18 protein-coding genes are annotated in these 14,677 nt (G+C 62.6%); 8 read left to right on the forward strand and 10 right to left on the reverse strand.

Going from position 1 to position 14,677, the window contains the following annotated elements:
• Positions 1-31: 31 nt before the first annotated feature.
• Positions 32-883 (reverse strand): RNA polymerase sigma factor RpoH, encoded by an 852-nt coding sequence (gene rpoH, locus IPF49_09480; protein ID MBK6287842.1) that lies wholly within the window; start codon positions 881-883, stop codon positions 32-34.
• A gap of 100 nt (positions 884-983) precedes the next feature.
• The gene (gene ftsY, locus IPF49_09485) at positions 984-2,030 is read right to left on the reverse strand and encodes a signal recognition particle-docking protein FtsY (GenBank protein MBK6287843.1); all 1,047 of its coding nucleotides are present in this window, start codon (positions 2,028-2,030) and stop codon (positions 984-986) included.
• Between the two features lie 88 nt (positions 2,031-2,118).
• Between ftsY and rsmD the strand changes: the two genes are divergently transcribed.
• Genes rsmD through IPF49_09500 form a run of 3 tightly spaced genes read left to right on the forward strand, consistent with a single transcriptional unit; the run spans position 2,119 to position 3,557 of the window.
• A complete protein-coding gene (rsmD, locus tag IPF49_09490; GenBank protein ID MBK6287844.1) occupies positions 2,119-2,745 on the forward strand; it encodes a 16S rRNA (guanine(966)-N(2))-methyltransferase RsmD in 627 nt (208 codons plus the stop codon).
• Between the two features lie 56 nt (positions 2,746-2,801).
• The gene (gene coaD / locus IPF49_09495) at positions 2,802-3,287 is read left to right on the forward strand and encodes a pantetheine-phosphate adenylyltransferase (protein ID MBK6287845.1); all 486 of its coding nucleotides are present in this window, start codon (positions 2,802-2,804) and stop codon (positions 3,285-3,287) included.
• 18 nt (positions 3,288-3,305) lie between these two features.
• Positions 3,306-3,557 carry a YfhL family 4Fe-4S dicluster ferredoxin gene (locus IPF49_09500; protein MBK6287846.1) on the forward strand — a complete coding sequence of 84 codons (252 nt, stop codon included), beginning with the start codon at positions 3,306-3,308 and terminating at the stop codon, positions 3,555-3,557.
• 22 nt (positions 3,558-3,579) lie between these two features.
• Here the strand turns inward: IPF49_09500 and IPF49_09505 are convergent, their stop codons facing one another.
• The 5 genes from IPF49_09505 to radC all read right to left on the reverse strand — a co-directional run bounded on the left by IPF49_09505 (position 3,580) and on the right by radC (position 6,140).
• Positions 3,580-3,906 (reverse strand): hypothetical protein, encoded by a 327-nt coding sequence (locus IPF49_09505; GenBank protein MBK6287847.1) that lies wholly within the window; start codon positions 3,904-3,906, stop codon positions 3,580-3,582.
• A gap of 86 nt (positions 3,907-3,992) precedes the next feature.
• The gene (gene mutM / locus IPF49_09510) at positions 3,993-4,811 is read right to left on the reverse strand and encodes a bifunctional DNA-formamidopyrimidine glycosylase/DNA-(apurinic or apyrimidinic site) lyase (GenBank protein ID MBK6287848.1); all 819 of its coding nucleotides are present in this window, start codon (positions 4,809-4,811) and stop codon (positions 3,993-3,995) included.
• A gap of 100 nt (positions 4,812-4,911) precedes the next feature.
• Entirely contained in the window at positions 4,912-5,067 is a 156-nt protein-coding gene (rpmG, locus tag IPF49_09515) for a 50S ribosomal protein L33 (protein ID MBK6287849.1), read from the reverse strand.
• 26 nt (positions 5,068-5,093) lie between these two features.
• Positions 5,094-5,330, reverse strand: coding sequence for a 50S ribosomal protein L28 (gene rpmB, locus IPF49_09520; protein ID MBK6287850.1), 237 nt, complete (start codon positions 5,328-5,330; stop codon positions 5,094-5,096).
• Positions 5,331-5,465: 135 nt separating this feature from the next.
• Entirely contained in the window at positions 5,466-6,140 is a 675-nt protein-coding gene (gene radC, locus IPF49_09525; protein ID MBK6287851.1) for a DNA repair protein RadC, read from the reverse strand.
• 116 nt (positions 6,141-6,256) lie between these two features.
• Between radC and coaBC the strand changes: the two genes are divergently transcribed.
• Genes coaBC through slmA form a run of 4 tightly spaced genes read left to right on the forward strand, consistent with a single transcriptional unit; the run spans position 6,257 to position 11,549 of the window.
• Positions 6,257-7,474 (forward strand): bifunctional phosphopantothenoylcysteine decarboxylase/phosphopantothenate--cysteine ligase CoaBC, encoded by a 1,218-nt coding sequence (gene coaBC / locus IPF49_09530; protein ID MBK6287852.1) that lies wholly within the window; start codon positions 6,257-6,259, stop codon positions 7,472-7,474.
• Positions 7,471-9,921: a phosphomannomutase/phosphoglucomutase gene (locus tag IPF49_09535; protein MBK6287853.1), complete on the forward strand. Its 2,451-nt coding sequence runs from the start codon at positions 7,471-7,473 to the stop codon at positions 9,919-9,921. Before coaBC ends, IPF49_09535 begins: the two co-directional genes overlap by 4 nt.
• 58 nt (positions 9,922-9,979) lie before the next feature.
• Entirely contained in the window at positions 9,980-10,900 is a 921-nt protein-coding gene (argB, locus tag IPF49_09540; protein MBK6287854.1) for an acetylglutamate kinase, read from the forward strand.
• A gap of 52 nt (positions 10,901-10,952) precedes the next feature.
• A complete protein-coding gene (slmA, locus tag IPF49_09545; GenBank protein MBK6287855.1) occupies positions 10,953-11,549 on the forward strand; it encodes a nucleoid occlusion factor SlmA in 597 nt (198 codons plus the stop codon).
• On the opposite strand, the gene IPF49_09550 is transcribed toward slmA, so the two are convergent.
• Entirely contained in the window at positions 11,534-12,220 is a 687-nt protein-coding gene (locus IPF49_09550; protein ID MBK6287856.1) for a hypothetical protein, read from the reverse strand. The genes slmA and IPF49_09550 overlap by 16 nt on opposite strands.
• A gap of 66 nt (positions 12,221-12,286) precedes the next feature.
• Positions 12,287-12,928: an orotate phosphoribosyltransferase gene (gene pyrE / locus IPF49_09555; GenBank protein ID MBK6287857.1), complete on the reverse strand. Its 642-nt coding sequence runs from the start codon at positions 12,926-12,928 to the stop codon at positions 12,287-12,289.
• 137 nt (positions 12,929-13,065) lie between these two features.
• Here pyrE and IPF49_09560 point away from each other — a divergent pair, with 137 nt between their 5' ends.
• Positions 13,066-13,842, forward strand: coding sequence for an endonuclease/exonuclease/phosphatase family protein (locus IPF49_09560; protein MBK6287858.1), 777 nt, complete (start codon positions 13,066-13,068; stop codon positions 13,840-13,842).
• Positions 13,843-13,860: 18 nt separating this feature from the next.
• Here IPF49_09560 and rph read toward each other — a convergent pair whose 3' ends face one another.
• The gene (gene rph / locus IPF49_09565) at positions 13,861-14,589 is read right to left on the reverse strand and encodes a ribonuclease PH (GenBank protein ID MBK6287859.1); all 729 of its coding nucleotides are present in this window, start codon (positions 14,587-14,589) and stop codon (positions 13,861-13,863) included.
• Between the last annotated feature and the right edge of the window lie 88 nt (positions 14,590-14,677).

The following is a 14,677-nucleotide window of genomic DNA, read 5'->3' on the forward strand; positions in this document are numbered from 1 at the left end:
AACACCCGTCGGTCCGGCGCAAACCAGGCGTTCAGGCCTGCATCGCGGTGCGGAGCTTGCCGAGGGCCGCCTGCTCGAGTTGCCGGATGCGTTCGGCAGATACGCCGAATTGTGCCGCCAACTCATGCAGCGTCGCCTTGTCCTCATCCAGCCAGCGCCGCTGCATGATCACCTGGCTACGCTCATCGAGGCCATCGATCGCCCGCTCGAGCAGCCCGTGACTGGCCGCCTCCCAGTCGCTGTCCTCGAGATCACGTGCCGGATCCGCGCCGCGATCCTCCAGGTAGTGGGCAGGTGCAAACGGCGCGGAATCGTCATCGTCGGCATGTCCGTCGAATGCGACATCCGCTGCGCTCAGCCGCCCTTCCATGCGGCGCACTTCGGCCACATCGACACCAAGGTCACGGGCCATCGCGTCAGCTTCCTCGTTGCTGAGCCAGCCGAGGCTTTTCTTCGAACTGCGCAGATTGAAGAACAGCTTGCGTTGCGCCTTGGTCGTGGCGACTTTCACGATCCGCCAGTTGCGCAGGATGAACTCGTGCATCTCCGCCTTGATCCAATGCACTGCAAAAGACACCAGACGCACGCCTTTTTCCGGGTTGAAGCGCCGCACCGCCTTCATGAGCCCGACATTGCCTTCCTGCACCAGGTCGGACAGGGGCAGGCCATAGCCCGAATAGGAGCGCGCGATATGGACCACGAAGCGCAAGTGAGCGAGCACTAACTCCCGTGCAGAGTTGATGTCATCACGGTAGTACAGCTCGGTAGCAAGATCATGCTCGCGCTTGGCGCTAAGCACCGGAAAGGCATTGACGGCCTGTATATAGGCGCTGATGTTACCGCCGGGCGTCAATAACGCCATCGGCTGCAGATGCTGATTCATTTCGGAGTCTCCATAATTCAAGGCGCATTTTAGCACTCAGCGCATTAGAGTGCCAAACGCACGGAAGTTCCGTTATGTGCCTGGCGGTTGGTCGGGTGCCTCAATGCTCAGGGGCATCGAACAGGGCCGCAACGAACTCGCCGGCTTCGAACGGACGCAGATCGTCCAGCGCCTCGCCAATACCGATGAACCGGATCGGCAGACCCAGTTCACGGGCCACCGAAAACACGATCCCGCCCTTTGCGGTGCCATCGAGTTTGGTGAGCACGATGCCGCTCACCCCGACGGCTTCACGGAAACTGCGCGCCTGGGGCAGGCCGTTCTGCCCGGTACCGGCATCCAGAACGAGCATCACCTCGTGCGGCGCCTCGGGATCAATTTTCTGCATGACCCTGACGATCTTGCGCAACTCGTCCATCAGATGGCTTTTTACGTGCAAGCGCCCGGCCGTATCGGCAATCAGCACATCGCAACCCCTTGCGCGGGCCGACTGCAGGGCATCGAATATCACCGAGGCACTGTCGGAACCCGTTTGCTGGGCGATCACCGGCACTCCATTGCGCTCACCCCAGACCTGCAACTGCTCGACCGCTGCCGCCCGGAACGTATCGCCCGCCGCCAGCATCACCGACTTGCCCTCGGCCTGGAACCTGCGCGCCAGCTTGCCGATGGTCGTGGTTTTTCCCGCTCCGTTCACACCGACCATCAGGATCACGAAGGGTTTGGCGGATTGCGCGATCTGCAACGGCACCGAGGCCGGTGCCAGCACTTCCGTCATCTGGTCCTTGAGTGCCCGGAACAGCGCCTCGGGATCGCTCAGTTCGCGACGTCGCACCCGTTGCACCAGTCCGTCGAGAATCACCCTGACGGTTGCCATGCCGACATCGGCCATCAGCAGCCGCGTTTCCAGCTCATCGAGCAGCTCGTCGTCGAGCGTTTTACGCCCCAGAAACAGCGTGCCCAGGCCCTCGGAAAGCGCACTGCGGGTCTTGCCCAACCCCGCGCGCAGACGCGCCAGAAGGCCGCTGCGCGGCTTTGCCGTAACTGTCTCCGCCGCAGGGGCCTCTGCCGCAGGGAGCTCCGGCGCAATAGGCTCCGCGGGTGCGGCGGGCGGCTCCGCGGCTTTGTTTCGTCTGAAAATCTTCATCGGCGTTGCATGCATGCTGGCCAGGGAAACGGGCGGCGATTATACGGTATCCTGAGCACTGCTTTTCCGCATACTTCCCGGCAGCACGATGGCGCGTCGCAGCAAACCCACAGGCACCAACGATGCACGCAGCGAGTTGCGTATCATCGCGGGGAAATGGCGCGGCCGGCGTATCGGCTTCGTGGCCGAACCTGGCTTGCGCCCAACCCCGGAGCGCGTGCGCGAGACCCTGTTCAACTGGCTGCAGCCAGTGATTGCGGGCAGCCGTTGTCTCGACCTGTTCTGCGGGAGCGGCGCACTCGGCATCGAGGCCTTGTCGCGCGGAGCCGCAGCGCTCACCCTGATCGACAGTTCGGCCACCGTCATCCGCGAGATCCGCGCCAACCTCGAACGCCTCGGCGAGAACGGAGCGGCCACCCTGATCAGGGCCGATGCCTGTAACTGGTTGCTGAACACCCGGGAGCAGGGTTATGACGTCGTGTTCCTGGATCCTCCTTTCAGCAGCAGCCTGGCGACCCGTTGCTTGCAGCTGCTGGACCGCAGCGCGCTGCTCGCTCCGGGCGCACGGGTCTATCTCGAGTGCGCAATCGACGAGACAGCCCCGATACCAGGCCCCGGATGGGTGCTGCACCGCGAACGGTTCGCCGGAAACGTCGCTTACCGGCTCTTCATTGCCCCGTCCGTCAACCCGGTGGCCGCCGCGGAGCATTTGTAGCGCACCGCTGATTTGGCTAACATTCGGCCCCCCAAAGGATTCCGCAAGGTTTCTTCATGCGCACCATCGTCTACCCGGGAACGTTCGACCCCATTACCAACGGACACGTCGACCTGGTCGAAAGGGCTTGCCGCCTGTTCGACCATGTCGTGGTGGCAATCGCCAGCAGCGATCGCAAACGGCCATTGTTCACGCTGCAAGAGCGAATAACGCTGTGCGAGGCAGCGCTCGGACATACCAGGAACGTTGAAATCATCGGTTTCGACATCCTGGTGGTGAAATTCCTGCGTGATCGCCGGGCTTGCGCCGTACTGCGCGGGTTGCGCGCGGTGTCCGACTTCGAGTACGAGTTCCAGCTGGCAAACATGAACCGTGCGATGGACCCGACCTTCGAAACGGTTTTCCTGACGCCCTCCGACCACCTTTCCTATATTTCCTCATCGCTGGTGCGCGAAATTGCCTCGCTGCAGGGCGATATCAGCAAGTTCGTTCATCCAGTCGTGAAAACAGCGCTGCTGGAAAAATTCGCGGACGGCGTCTGAGCAGGCGATATCCGGCCCGTGGCGCTGCTGATCACCGATCAATGCATCAATTGCGATGTGTGCGAGCCGGCATGCCCCAACGAGGCAATCTCCGCGGGGGAATTGATCTACGAAATCGATCCGCTGCGCTGCACCGAGTGTGTGGGGCATTTCGATGAACCACAATGCCGCTTGATATGCCCCGTCGATTGCATACCGCCGGATCCCGAACACGTGGAGAGCCCGGAGCAATTATTGGACAAGTACGCACGTCTGCGCGGCCCCGATTAGGCCGCGCATCGCCAGCCGCAACTCAGTGCGTGTTGGCGTCCGCGTGCCGGTTATGACTGTTGCGGCAACCCAGGCAACGCACAAACGTGGCTTCCGCAGGGCCACCCACCAGCGTTTGTGCCGCGGTCTCGACGTTTCCGCCCGCGGCAGTGAACGGCAGCGACACCAGGAACACCGCGGCGCCCGCAAGCGTCGTAACCAGCAGCGCCGGGCGAGCGATCAGCAGGTCGCCGCCCATCGCCATGAAGCTCGGATCCTCCTCCACCGATTGCGCATGCGCAAACCACGGCGCGAGCAGCACGGCACCCAGCGCGGCGACCGCCAGGCGGGAAACCTTGGAATGTCTCATAACCAACTCCATATAAACCAGTTAAAGCCGCCCGCAGGCGTCGCGAGCAGCATGCACCAAGGATAGCCCGGTTTTGCGCCATCTGCTCAGCTCTGGCACAGCGAACAATAGAACGTCGCCCGCTGGGCACTGCGAATCGCCCGGATCGGCTGCCCGCAATGCAGGCAGGCTTCCCCCTCCCGCCCGTATACCTTGAGACTCAGGCTGAAGTATCCCGGCGATCCGGTACCACTCACATAGTCACGAAGGGTAGTGCCGCCCTGCAAGATGGCATTGCCCAACACCGTGCGCACTGCCTCGGCCAGCACCCGGTAACGCAGCAGCGATACCTTGCCTGCCTGCCTTTGCGGGCGAATCCCCGCAAGATAAAGCGCCTCGTTCGCGTAGATATTGCCCACACCCACGACTATCCGGCCATCCATCAGGAACTGCTTGATCGCACACCGTCGCCGCCTCGACCTGGCATGGAGGTAGTCTCCATCGAAATCCTGCTCGAGCGGCTCGGGACCGAGATCGCGCAGCAGTGAATGCTGCAGCGGATCGCCCTCGAGCCACAGGAACGCTCCGAAACGTCGGGGATCGTGGTATCTGAGTATTCGCCCGCCTTCGATATGCAGATCCAGGTGATCGTGCTTGCGCAGCCCGCTCCCGGCCGGCTCCACTACCCGCAGGCTCCCCGACATGCCGAGGTGGACCAGCAGGGTTCCCTGTCCGAAACGGATCAACAGGTATTTCCCTCGTCTGCGGACATCCAGAACCTGTCGGTCGCGCAGCAATGCGTCGAGGTTGGCGGGAACCGGCCAGCGCAAACGCGAATCCCGCACCGTCACCCCAGCGATGCGCCTGCCGACCAGAAAAGGCAGCACGCCACGGCGAGTCGTTTCGACTTCCGGAAGTTCCGGCATTGGCGCTACACGGGTTCAGGGGCGGGCGCGCGGGAGATTCCCGCGAGCGGGCACAAAAAACCCGGCCGCGGCCGGGTTCCTGGTATCTCGCGAGCAGCGCTCACTTGATCTTGTGTTCCTTGTACATCACGTGTTTGCGCACAACGGGGTCGAATTTCCTGAACTCGAGCTTGTCCGGAGTGGTGCGCTTGTTCTTGTCGGTGGTGTAGTAATGACCGGTACCGGCACTGGAAACCAGTTTGATCTTGTCACGCATTTCTCATTTACTCCATGCAATCCGTTTCAGACCCGTTCGCCGCGCGCCCGGATGTCGGCGAGTATGCCATCGATACCGAGCTTGTCGATGATGCGCATGCCCTTCGCGGATACCCGCAAGGTCACGAAGCGCTTTTCGTTCTCGACCCAGAAACGGTGCTTGTGCAAATTGGGCTCGAAACGTCGCTTCGTCTTGTTGTTGGCATGGGAAACATTGTTTCCGACCGCAGGGCGCTTGCCGGTTACCTGACAAACCTTGGACATGGGGACCGCCTCATCAAATTTCTGCTTGATCCGGACGGCAACCCGTGCTGGGTACACCCGTCCAAAAGAGCGCGACTTTATACCAGATGGTCCCAGGCCTTACAAGGCGCGGGCGCGGGTTGGGAATTTTCCCGCTCACAGCAATCCGCGCTCGGCAAACGACAGCGCATCCGCCTCACCGACCACGAAGTGATCCAGCACCCGGATGTCCACCGTCCCCAGTGCCGTTTTCAGACGCTGGGTCAATCTCTGGTCGGCCTGCGAGGGCTCCGCGACACCCGAGGGGTGGTTATGGGCAAAGATCACCGCTGCGGCATTGAGTGCCAGCGCGCGCTTGACGATTTCGCGCGGATATACGCTGGCACCGTCGATGGTGCCGCGAAAAAGCTCTTCGTAGCAGATCACAGTGTGCTGGTTGTCCAGAAACAGGCAAGCAAACACTTCGTGCGCAAGGTAGCGCATCTTGAGCTGCAGGAACTGGCGAACCTCGGCCGGCGATCCCAGCGCACGCCCCCGGCTGATCCGGCAGAGCAGGTAGCGACGCGTCAGCTCGAGCGCAGCCTGAAGTTGCACATAGGTCGCCACACCCGAGCCACGCGCCGCGCAGAACGCGCCGGGTTCGGCCTCCAGCAGGAGGCGCAAGCCGCCGAAAAGTGCCAGCAGCTCGCGCGCCCTGTCGACCGCAGTGCTGCCCCTCGGCCCGGTCCGCAGCAATATGGCAAGCAGTTCGGCATCGGACAAGGCGCCGGCGCCACAGTCGAGCAAGCGTTCCCGTGGCCGCTCCGTGGCAGGCCAATCCTTGATGGTCATCGCGAACCTCCATGTCCGCGCTGTGAGCAGCGCCTGACTATACTAGAATGCCGCCACAAGCTGAACAGGGCGAAGCCGACCGTGCAGAACCGGATCCCAGGACACCAGCCGCTCCCATGTCGCAACTGAGCAACAAACAGATCATCCTCGGGGTGAGCGGTGGCATCGCGGCCTACAAGGCTGCGGAGCTGGTGCGTCGCCTGCGCGATAGCGGCGCCACGGTGCGGGTGGTGATGACGGCAGCGGCCGGCGAGTTCATCACCCCGCTGACGATGCAGGCGCTTTCCGGAAACCCGGTGCACCAGAATCTGCTGGACCCGTCCGCCGAGGCGGCCATGGGCCATATCGAGCTCGCTCGCTGGGCAGATCTGGTGCTGATCGCTCCGGCGAGTGCGAATTTCCTCGCGCGCCTGGCCGCCGGGCTCGCTGACGATCTGCTTTCCACCTTGTGTCTTGCCACCAGCGCGCCGATCCTTGCAGCCCCCTCGATGAACCAGGCGATGTGGCGCAACAGCGCGACACGGCACAACTGTGACACGCTGCGCGAACGCGGAATCACCCTGCTCGGGCCGGACAGCGGAGCCCAGGCCTGCGGTGACACGGGCCCGGGCCGGATGCTCGAACCGGGCGATCTGGTGCTCGCCGCCGCAGCGCGCTTTGCCATGCCGCTCCTTGCGAACGTGCGCGTGCTGATCACCGCAGGACCCACGCGCGAGGCGATCGATCCGGTGCGCTTTGTCAGCAACCACAGCTCGGGGAAAATGGGTTATGCGATTGCCGCCGCCGCTGCGATGGCTGGCGCGCGGGTAACCCTTGTTTCCGGCCCCGTAGGCCTGCAGACTCCGGCACTGGTCAAGCGAATAGACGTGACGAGCGCCCGCGACATGTACCAAAGCGTCATGGCATGTATTGCCGACTGCGACATCTTCATCGGCTGTGCCGCGGTGGCGGATTACCGTCCCGAGCAATGCGCTGCGCAGAAGATAAAGAAAACCGCCGATCGGCTCGATATTCGCATGGTGCGCAACGAAGACATCATTGCACTGGTGGCAGCGCGTGAACCGCGACCTTTTACGGTTGGGTTTGCCGCGGAAACGACCGAGCTTCTCGCCAATGCGCGCGCCAAGCTCGAGCGCAAGGGTCTCGATCTGGTGATAGCCAACGACGTGGCCCGCGATGACATCGGATTCAGCAGTGATTTCAACGAGGTCAGCGTGGTCTCGCGCGATGGTGTCCGGGTACTGCCGCGGCAATCCAAGGATCACCTTGCCCGCTTGCTGATCGCCGAAATCGCCGGGCAGTTTCAGGCAGCCACGCACAGGATCACACCTTGAAACTTCGTGAACGGCTCGACGGGCCGCGCGGCACCATGATCGCCATCATGGCTGCGACACTGATTGCCGCAGGGGTGCTGCTGAGTGCCATTTACAGCTATGCATGGGCGCTCGAAAGCAGGACCCTGCGGCGCAGCGCGGAAGCACACGCCGCCCAGCTTGCGCTCTCGCTCGAAAGTTACGCACGCCTGTTGCAGGAACACACCGCGGAACTGGCGTCCAGCACGAGCGTGGTCCAGGCGCTGGCCGCTGGCGGCACCGCGCCACCGCGGGCCTTCCCCGGCCTGCATTCGGCACAGTTGCTCGCTCTCGGCGCGCTCGGCATCGCGGACCCGGCATTCATCCCGGGCGCAATGTACAACAACATCGAGGTGAACCTTGTCGGTGCCGCGTTCAACGCCAGCCCAACCAGGGCCGAAGCCAATTCGGCCAACGGGCAATGGGTATTGAGCGCTGCGGCGGCGGTTGCGGCACCCGATGGCAACGGCCGTGCCGGCGTGCTGCTGTTGCGCGCGGACCTGCAAACCGTTTTGCGCGATTTCCTCACGCCGGCATCGGCTTCGGGTGATTATTCGCTTTGGCTGGTCGCGGCGGACGGCAAGCTGGCGGCGCTCGAACAGGAGCATGCTGCTCCCCCGGATGAAAGCGCAACCTATCGGGTCGCAACCGCGGTGGCTGGAGTTCAGGCAGGTTTCAGGCCATCGCAAGCGTTTATCGCCGATGCCTCGATCACCGGGCTTCCGCTGATGCTGGGCACCGTGTGCGGCGCATGCATACTCATCGGACTGGTAGGATTCGCATTTCGCCAGCTGCGAATGCAGCTGCGCGAAGACGCCTTGCGCCTGGAAGACCTTGCCCTTTACCAGCGCAGCGCCACTGCCGCAATACCCTCGCTGCACTACCCGGTGCTTGCGCCGCTTGGCGAGGCGCTGGTGCAGCTGCGCCGCGCAAACCGCGCGCACGCCGGCCAGGACTTTGCAGAACCGGCGGTGGAACGCAGCTCGATCGACGCGCTGGAAATCCTGGAACTGGAGGAAACGGATCCGGATACCGTTCGTTTCGAAAGCGATGCGACGCTGGAGATCCCTCCGGAGATATTCCGCGATTACGATATCCGCGGACGCGCCAGCCAGATCAGCAAGGCTCTTGCCCATGCCATCGGACAAGCCATCGCATCGGAAGCACTCGATCGCGGCATGACCTCGATGGTAGTCGCAACAGATGCACGGGAAAGCAGCCCGCTGTTGCGCGAACACCTGGTTCAGGGAATGCTTGCCTGCGGCATCGATGTGATCGATGCGGGTACGGTGCCAACACCGATGCTCTATTTCGCCTGCCATCACCTGCACACGATGAGTGGTGTCATGGTGACCGGCAGCCACAACCCGGCCGATCACAACGGCTTCAAGATCATGATCGATGGCGAGACGCTGTGCGGCGAGCGGATAGCGGATCTGCGCCAGCGCATTTCCGGGCAGCGCTACCACCAGGGTCAGGGCAGTTACCGCGTCACCGAAATAGACAGCGACTACAGCAAGGCGATCCTCGACGATGTGCTGGTGGAATCGCCTTTGAAACTGGTGATCGACTGTGGCAACGGGGCCGCCTCGGTCATTGCCGTGGAGTTGTTCCAGGAACTCGGTTGTGAAGTGCTGCCGCTTTTCTGCGAGCTCGACGGCCGTTTTCCGAATCATCCTCCGGACCCTTCGGTAGCGGAGAACCTCGAGCAGCTGATTGCCGAAGTGAGGGCCCGCGGCGCCGACCTTGGGATCGCCTTCGATGGCGATGGCGATCGCCTCGGGGTCGTGACGGCCTCCGGAAACATCGTGATGGCGGATCGTCTGCTGATGCTTTTCGCCCGCGACCTGTTGTCGCGAAATCCCGGTGCCGACATCGTGTTCGACGTGAAATGCAGCCGGAACCTGACAGCCGTGATCGTGCAGAATGGCGGACGCCCGATCATGTGCCGCAGCGGGCATTCGTGGATAAAGGAAAAAATGAAGGAGACCGGGGCGCTTCTCGGGGGCGAGTTCACCGGCCATATCTGTTTCAGGGATCGCTGGTTCGGCTTCGACGATGCGCTCTACAGCGCCGCGCGGCTGCTGGAAATCCTGACTGCCAGCGGGCAATCGCTGGATGAGCTGAATGCGGAATTGCCCCACGCGATCGGAACGCCGGAGCTGCGCATCGAGGTGCCCGAAGAGCACAAGTTCGCGTTGCAGCAACGGATAGTGGATTCGCTTGCGCTGGAAAATGCGCGCCTGATCAAGCTCGATGGCGTACGCGCGGAATACCCCGATGGCTGGGGGCTGGTGCGCGCCTCGAATACTTCCGCGGCCCTGATCTGCCGATTCGAAGCGGATGACGAGGAGGCGATGCGGCGCATACAGGCCGCCTTCCGTGCCGAGTTGGGCAGTCTGCTGCCGGACATCGCGCTGCCGTTTTGAAGACGGCCCCGGCAATCTTCCGATCACCCGAAATTCCGCTGCGCCAAGGAAGCCGATCATGTCCCTGAGTCGTGACACTGCCGTCAATATCGCCCGCGTTCTGACCGAGGCTTTGCCCTATATCCAGCGATTCACCGGCAAAACCATCGTCGTCAAGTACGGCGGCAATGCGATGGTCGATCCGCAACTCAAAGACAGCTTTGCACGCGACGTGGTGCTGATGAAGCTGGTCGGCATGAACCCCGTCGTGGTGCACGGCGGCGGGCCCCAGATCGGATCCCTGCTCTCCAAGCTCAATATCGAATCGCGCTTCGTGGAAGGCATGCGCGTCACCGACACGCAGACGATGGATGTCGTCGAGATGGTGCTCGGCGCGACGGTCAACAAGGAAATCGTTTCCAATATCAATCGTCACGGAGGCAATGCCATCGGGGTGACCGGAAAGGACGGCAATCTGATCGAGGCGTCACGCATGTCGGTGTCGCGCCAGACGCCCGGGACGAACGCCCCGGAAATTCTCGACATGGGTCATGTCGGCGAAGTCCGGCGCATCAACCGGGCGGTGCTCGACATGATCCTCAACAGCGACTTCATCCCGGTGGTTGCACCGATCGGTGTCGATGCCTCGGGTCAGTCCTACAACATCAACGCCGATATCGTTGCGGGCAAAATCGCCGAAGTCCTGCAGGCCGAGAAGCTGATCCTTCTGACCAATGTCGCGGGACTGCTGGATGCCGATGGCAAGGTATTGACCGGGCTCGACAGCGATGGCGTCAACGAATTGATCGATGCCGGGGTCATCCGCGGCGGCATGCTGCCCAAGATCCGCTGCGCACTCGATGCGGTTGCCGGAGGTGTGAGCAGCTCGCATATCATCGACGGCACGGTGCCGCATGCGGTACTGCTCGAGGTGTTTACGGACGAGGGTGTGGGAACGCTCATCAGCAACCGCCGCAGTGCCCGCGTTGCGGCGTCCTGAGCCAACCGTTAGCATGGATCGGTTGCCAACGGCGTAGGGAATTTGCGTCTACATGAACAAGAAGATTTCGCGCCGCGATGAAATCCTGCAGGCGCTTGCCTCGATGCTCGAAGCAACTCCGGGCGGGCGCATCACCACCGCCGCGCTGGCGGCAAAGGTAGGGGTTTCCGAAGCCGCGCTCTACCGGCATTTTCCCAGCAAGGCCAAGATGTTCGAGGCGCTCATCGAATTCATCGAGGATACACTGTTCAGCCGTATCGGCCGGATCAGACAGGAAGAAAGTTCCGCGCTCGGACGATGCGAGCAGGCCCTGAGCCTGCTGCTGACGTTCTGCGAGCGCAATCCCGGGATCACGCGCCTGCTGACCGGCGATGCCCTGGTGGGAGAAAACGAGCGCCTGCGTGGCCGGGTACAGCAACTGTTCGATCGCATCGAAACGGAGCTCAAATCGATGCTGCGCGACGGCGAGTTGCAGCACGGGCTGCGCCCGGTACTACCAATCGCATTGGCGGCAAACCTGCTGCAATCGACCGCGGAGGGACGCATTAGCCAGTTCGTGCGCTCCGGATTCAGGCGTCCTCCGACCGAATACTGGCCCGAACAGTGGCAGGTCCTGACCGCCGCGTTTTTTCGTCAACCGCCGGCCTGACCCGCCTCCACCGCAACCGGCTCTGCCGGCGCCCGCGGCGGGTGCAACAGCTTGAAACGATCGATATCGTACCTGAAGCGGGTCTCGGTGGTTTCGCGCTCCTGCTCGTGCCGCCCTATCAAGCGATCGTTTTCGGCAATTTCCGCACGCAATGACTCGATGGTGGCAGGCAGCTCAGGCGGAACCGGTTGACCGGAACGTTCGATTTCGGCCGCTTCCGCCTGGCGCACCTCGAGTTGCTTCTTGAGGCCGGCAATATTGGCATTCAGCAGGTTGATCCGCACCTTGATCTCGTTCACCTTGCGCAATTCCGCCGCTTCGATGTCCTCCACGGAACTGTAGCGCCCGAGCAGCATGATGTCGTAGCGTTTCTGGCGCTCTGCCTCTTCCGCGCGCAAGCGCTCCTTGACGGCAGTGGAGTCCGACTCCCGTCGTTCGGCCTCGGTCAGTGCGCGCGGGACCACTTCGACCACCCGCCCATTGCTGTCGAGGATCGCATAGCCCTTTTGCGCAAACTGCGGTGGCACGCGGTCATCGATGACCGTGACTCCGTCGGCATTCTGGTAGCGATAGAAGCGCACCTGGGCATGCGAAACGCCACTCGCAACCAGCATTCCAGCCACGGCAAAGGCGCACGCACCAAAGGCAAGACGTTGAACACGCACAGACACACCCCCCTGCTGACCACTCATCAAGCACCAATAGTGTAGCAACTGCCCCGTGAAGTGGCCCGGACTTCAGGCCGCCCAGGTCTCCCGGTAGGCGAGCATGCGAGGCAACTGCTCGCGGTACTGCGCAGAACTCTCCAGATAATGCACGATATCCCCGAGAGACACGATGCTGATGACCGGAGCCTGGAGCTCATCGGCCAGTTCCGCAACCGCCGATTGCTTGCCGCGCCCGCGCTCGCCGCGGTCAAGCCCGAGAACCACCCCGGCGACGGTCGCGCCCGCCGCGCGAATCAGCTCCACCACTTCCCGCACCGCGGTGCCGGCAGTGATGACGTCGTCGATGATCAGCACCCGCCCCGCGAGCGGTGCGCCCATCAGCACACCACCCTCTCCGTGGTCCTTGCGCTCCTTGCGGTTGAAGGCGCACGGCAGATCCCGACCGCTCGTTTCATTGAGCGTGATCGCGGTAGCCACGGCCAGTGGTATGCCCTTGTAGGCGGGACCGAACAACATGTCGTAATCAATGCCTGCGCGCCCGATCGCGCGCGCATAGCAGCGACCGAGCACCGCCAGCGCGGCACCGGTGTTGAACTCGCCCGCATTGAAAAAATAAGGGCTGCTGCGCCCCGACTTGAGCGTGAACTCACCAAAGCGCAGCGCGCGCTGACCCAGAGCCAGCGCGATGAACTCGGCTTGATAAGCGTCCATGTTCCAGTGTGCCCGGATGCCTTGCGCAAATGAGGCGGCAAGTATACCAGCGCCGCCGGACTGTCGCCGTCGATCACGCATTTTCCCTGTACCGCGCCGCTCATGTATGATACGCGCGCAATCCGGAAGGGCTCCCCATGAGAGTGATCAGTTTCTGCGCCGACGGTATCCGTGAGGCGTCAAAAAAAGGCTTTTTCGACTGGGCGCTGGAGCAGGACGCCGACATCATCTGCGTGCAGGATCTGCGTGCTCCGGAATCCGCGCTGGGTTCGCGCGTATTCAACCCCGACGGCTATTACTCCTATTTCTTCGATTCCATCGATGGCAACAGCAACGGCGTCGCGATCTACTGCCGCAAACTGCCGAAAGCCATCATGACCGGTCTTGGTCTTGGCGAGGCGGACGGCGAGGGTCGCTTCATGCAGGCGGATTTCGAGAATATCAGCGTGGCTTGCCTGCTCGGGCCGCAGGCAAGCGCGGAAGACACCGGTTCCCTGGCGCGGAAATCACGTTTTTTCGAACAACTGCAGGGCCAGCTCGACAAGGTTCGCAAGAAGCGCCGGCAGTACATCCTTTGCGGCAACTGGAATATCGCCCACGCCGCGCGCGACGTGCAGCGCGCGCCCGCGCATGCGGACTCCCCCGGATTTCTCGCCGCGGAACGGCAGTGGCTCGACTCCCTGTTCGGAGAGCTGGGTTATGTGGATGCGTTTCGGGCCATCAACGGAGATGACGACGAGTTCTCGTGGTGGCCGGGCGGTCGTGCGAGCGCCGATGGCTGGCGCGTGGACTACCAGGTGGTATCGGGTGGATTACGCGGGATCATCGAGTACGGCGCCCTGTACAAGGGACAGGAATTTTCCTCGCATGCACCGCTGATCATGGATTACGACATCGAGCTCGAGCGCCTGTAACCACAGGTTGCCGACGACTCAGGCAGTCTCCGCCGCAAGCGCCATTTTCTGCACCCGTACCAGGTTCTGCGTACCCTTGTGTGCGATGTCGAGCATCTGCTGCAACTCATCGGCACGGAAAGGCTTGCCTTCTGCCGTGCCCTGCACTTCGACGAAATCACCATGCTCGGTCATGATCACGTTCATGTCGGTCTCGGCGCCGGAATCCTCCGCATAATCGAGATCGAGTACCGCCTGCCCGTTCCATACGCCGACGGATACTGCGGCAATCATGTAGCGCAGCGGGTCCTCGCTGAACAGGCGACGCCGGCGCGCCACTCCCAGCGCGTCCGCCAGCGCTACACAGGCACCGGTGATCGCCGCGGTACGCGTCCCGCCGTCGGCCTGGATGACATCGCAATCGATGAGCAGGGTGTTTTCGCCGAGCTTGCGCAGATCGACCGCGGAACGCAATGAGCGTCCGATGAGCCGCTGGATCTCGACCGTTCTTCCACCCTGTTTTCCGCGCGAGGCTTCGCGATCCATGCGTGTCGTCGTGGAGCGCGGCAGCATGCCGTATTCCGCCGTGATCCAGCCGCTTCCCTCGCCGCGCAGGAATCGCGGCACACCCTTGTCCACGCTGGCGGTACAGATCACCCGGGTATCCCCGAACTCCACCAGCACCGAGCCTTCCGCGTGCCTGGTGTAGTTGCGGGTGATGCGTACAGGGCGAAGCTGGTCGTAACGGCGGCCGCTGGGTCTTTCCATGATCGGTGCTCGGAGACAGGGTGGGCGGGAATGCGAAGGCGGCGATTATACACATGCGAGCGCGTCATGATTTCCTGCGCGCGCACGG

It is taken from the genome of Gammaproteobacteria bacterium (assembly GCA_016705365.1).
Classification (GTDB): domain Bacteria; phylum Pseudomonadota; class Gammaproteobacteria; order Pseudomonadales; family UBA5518; genus UBA5518.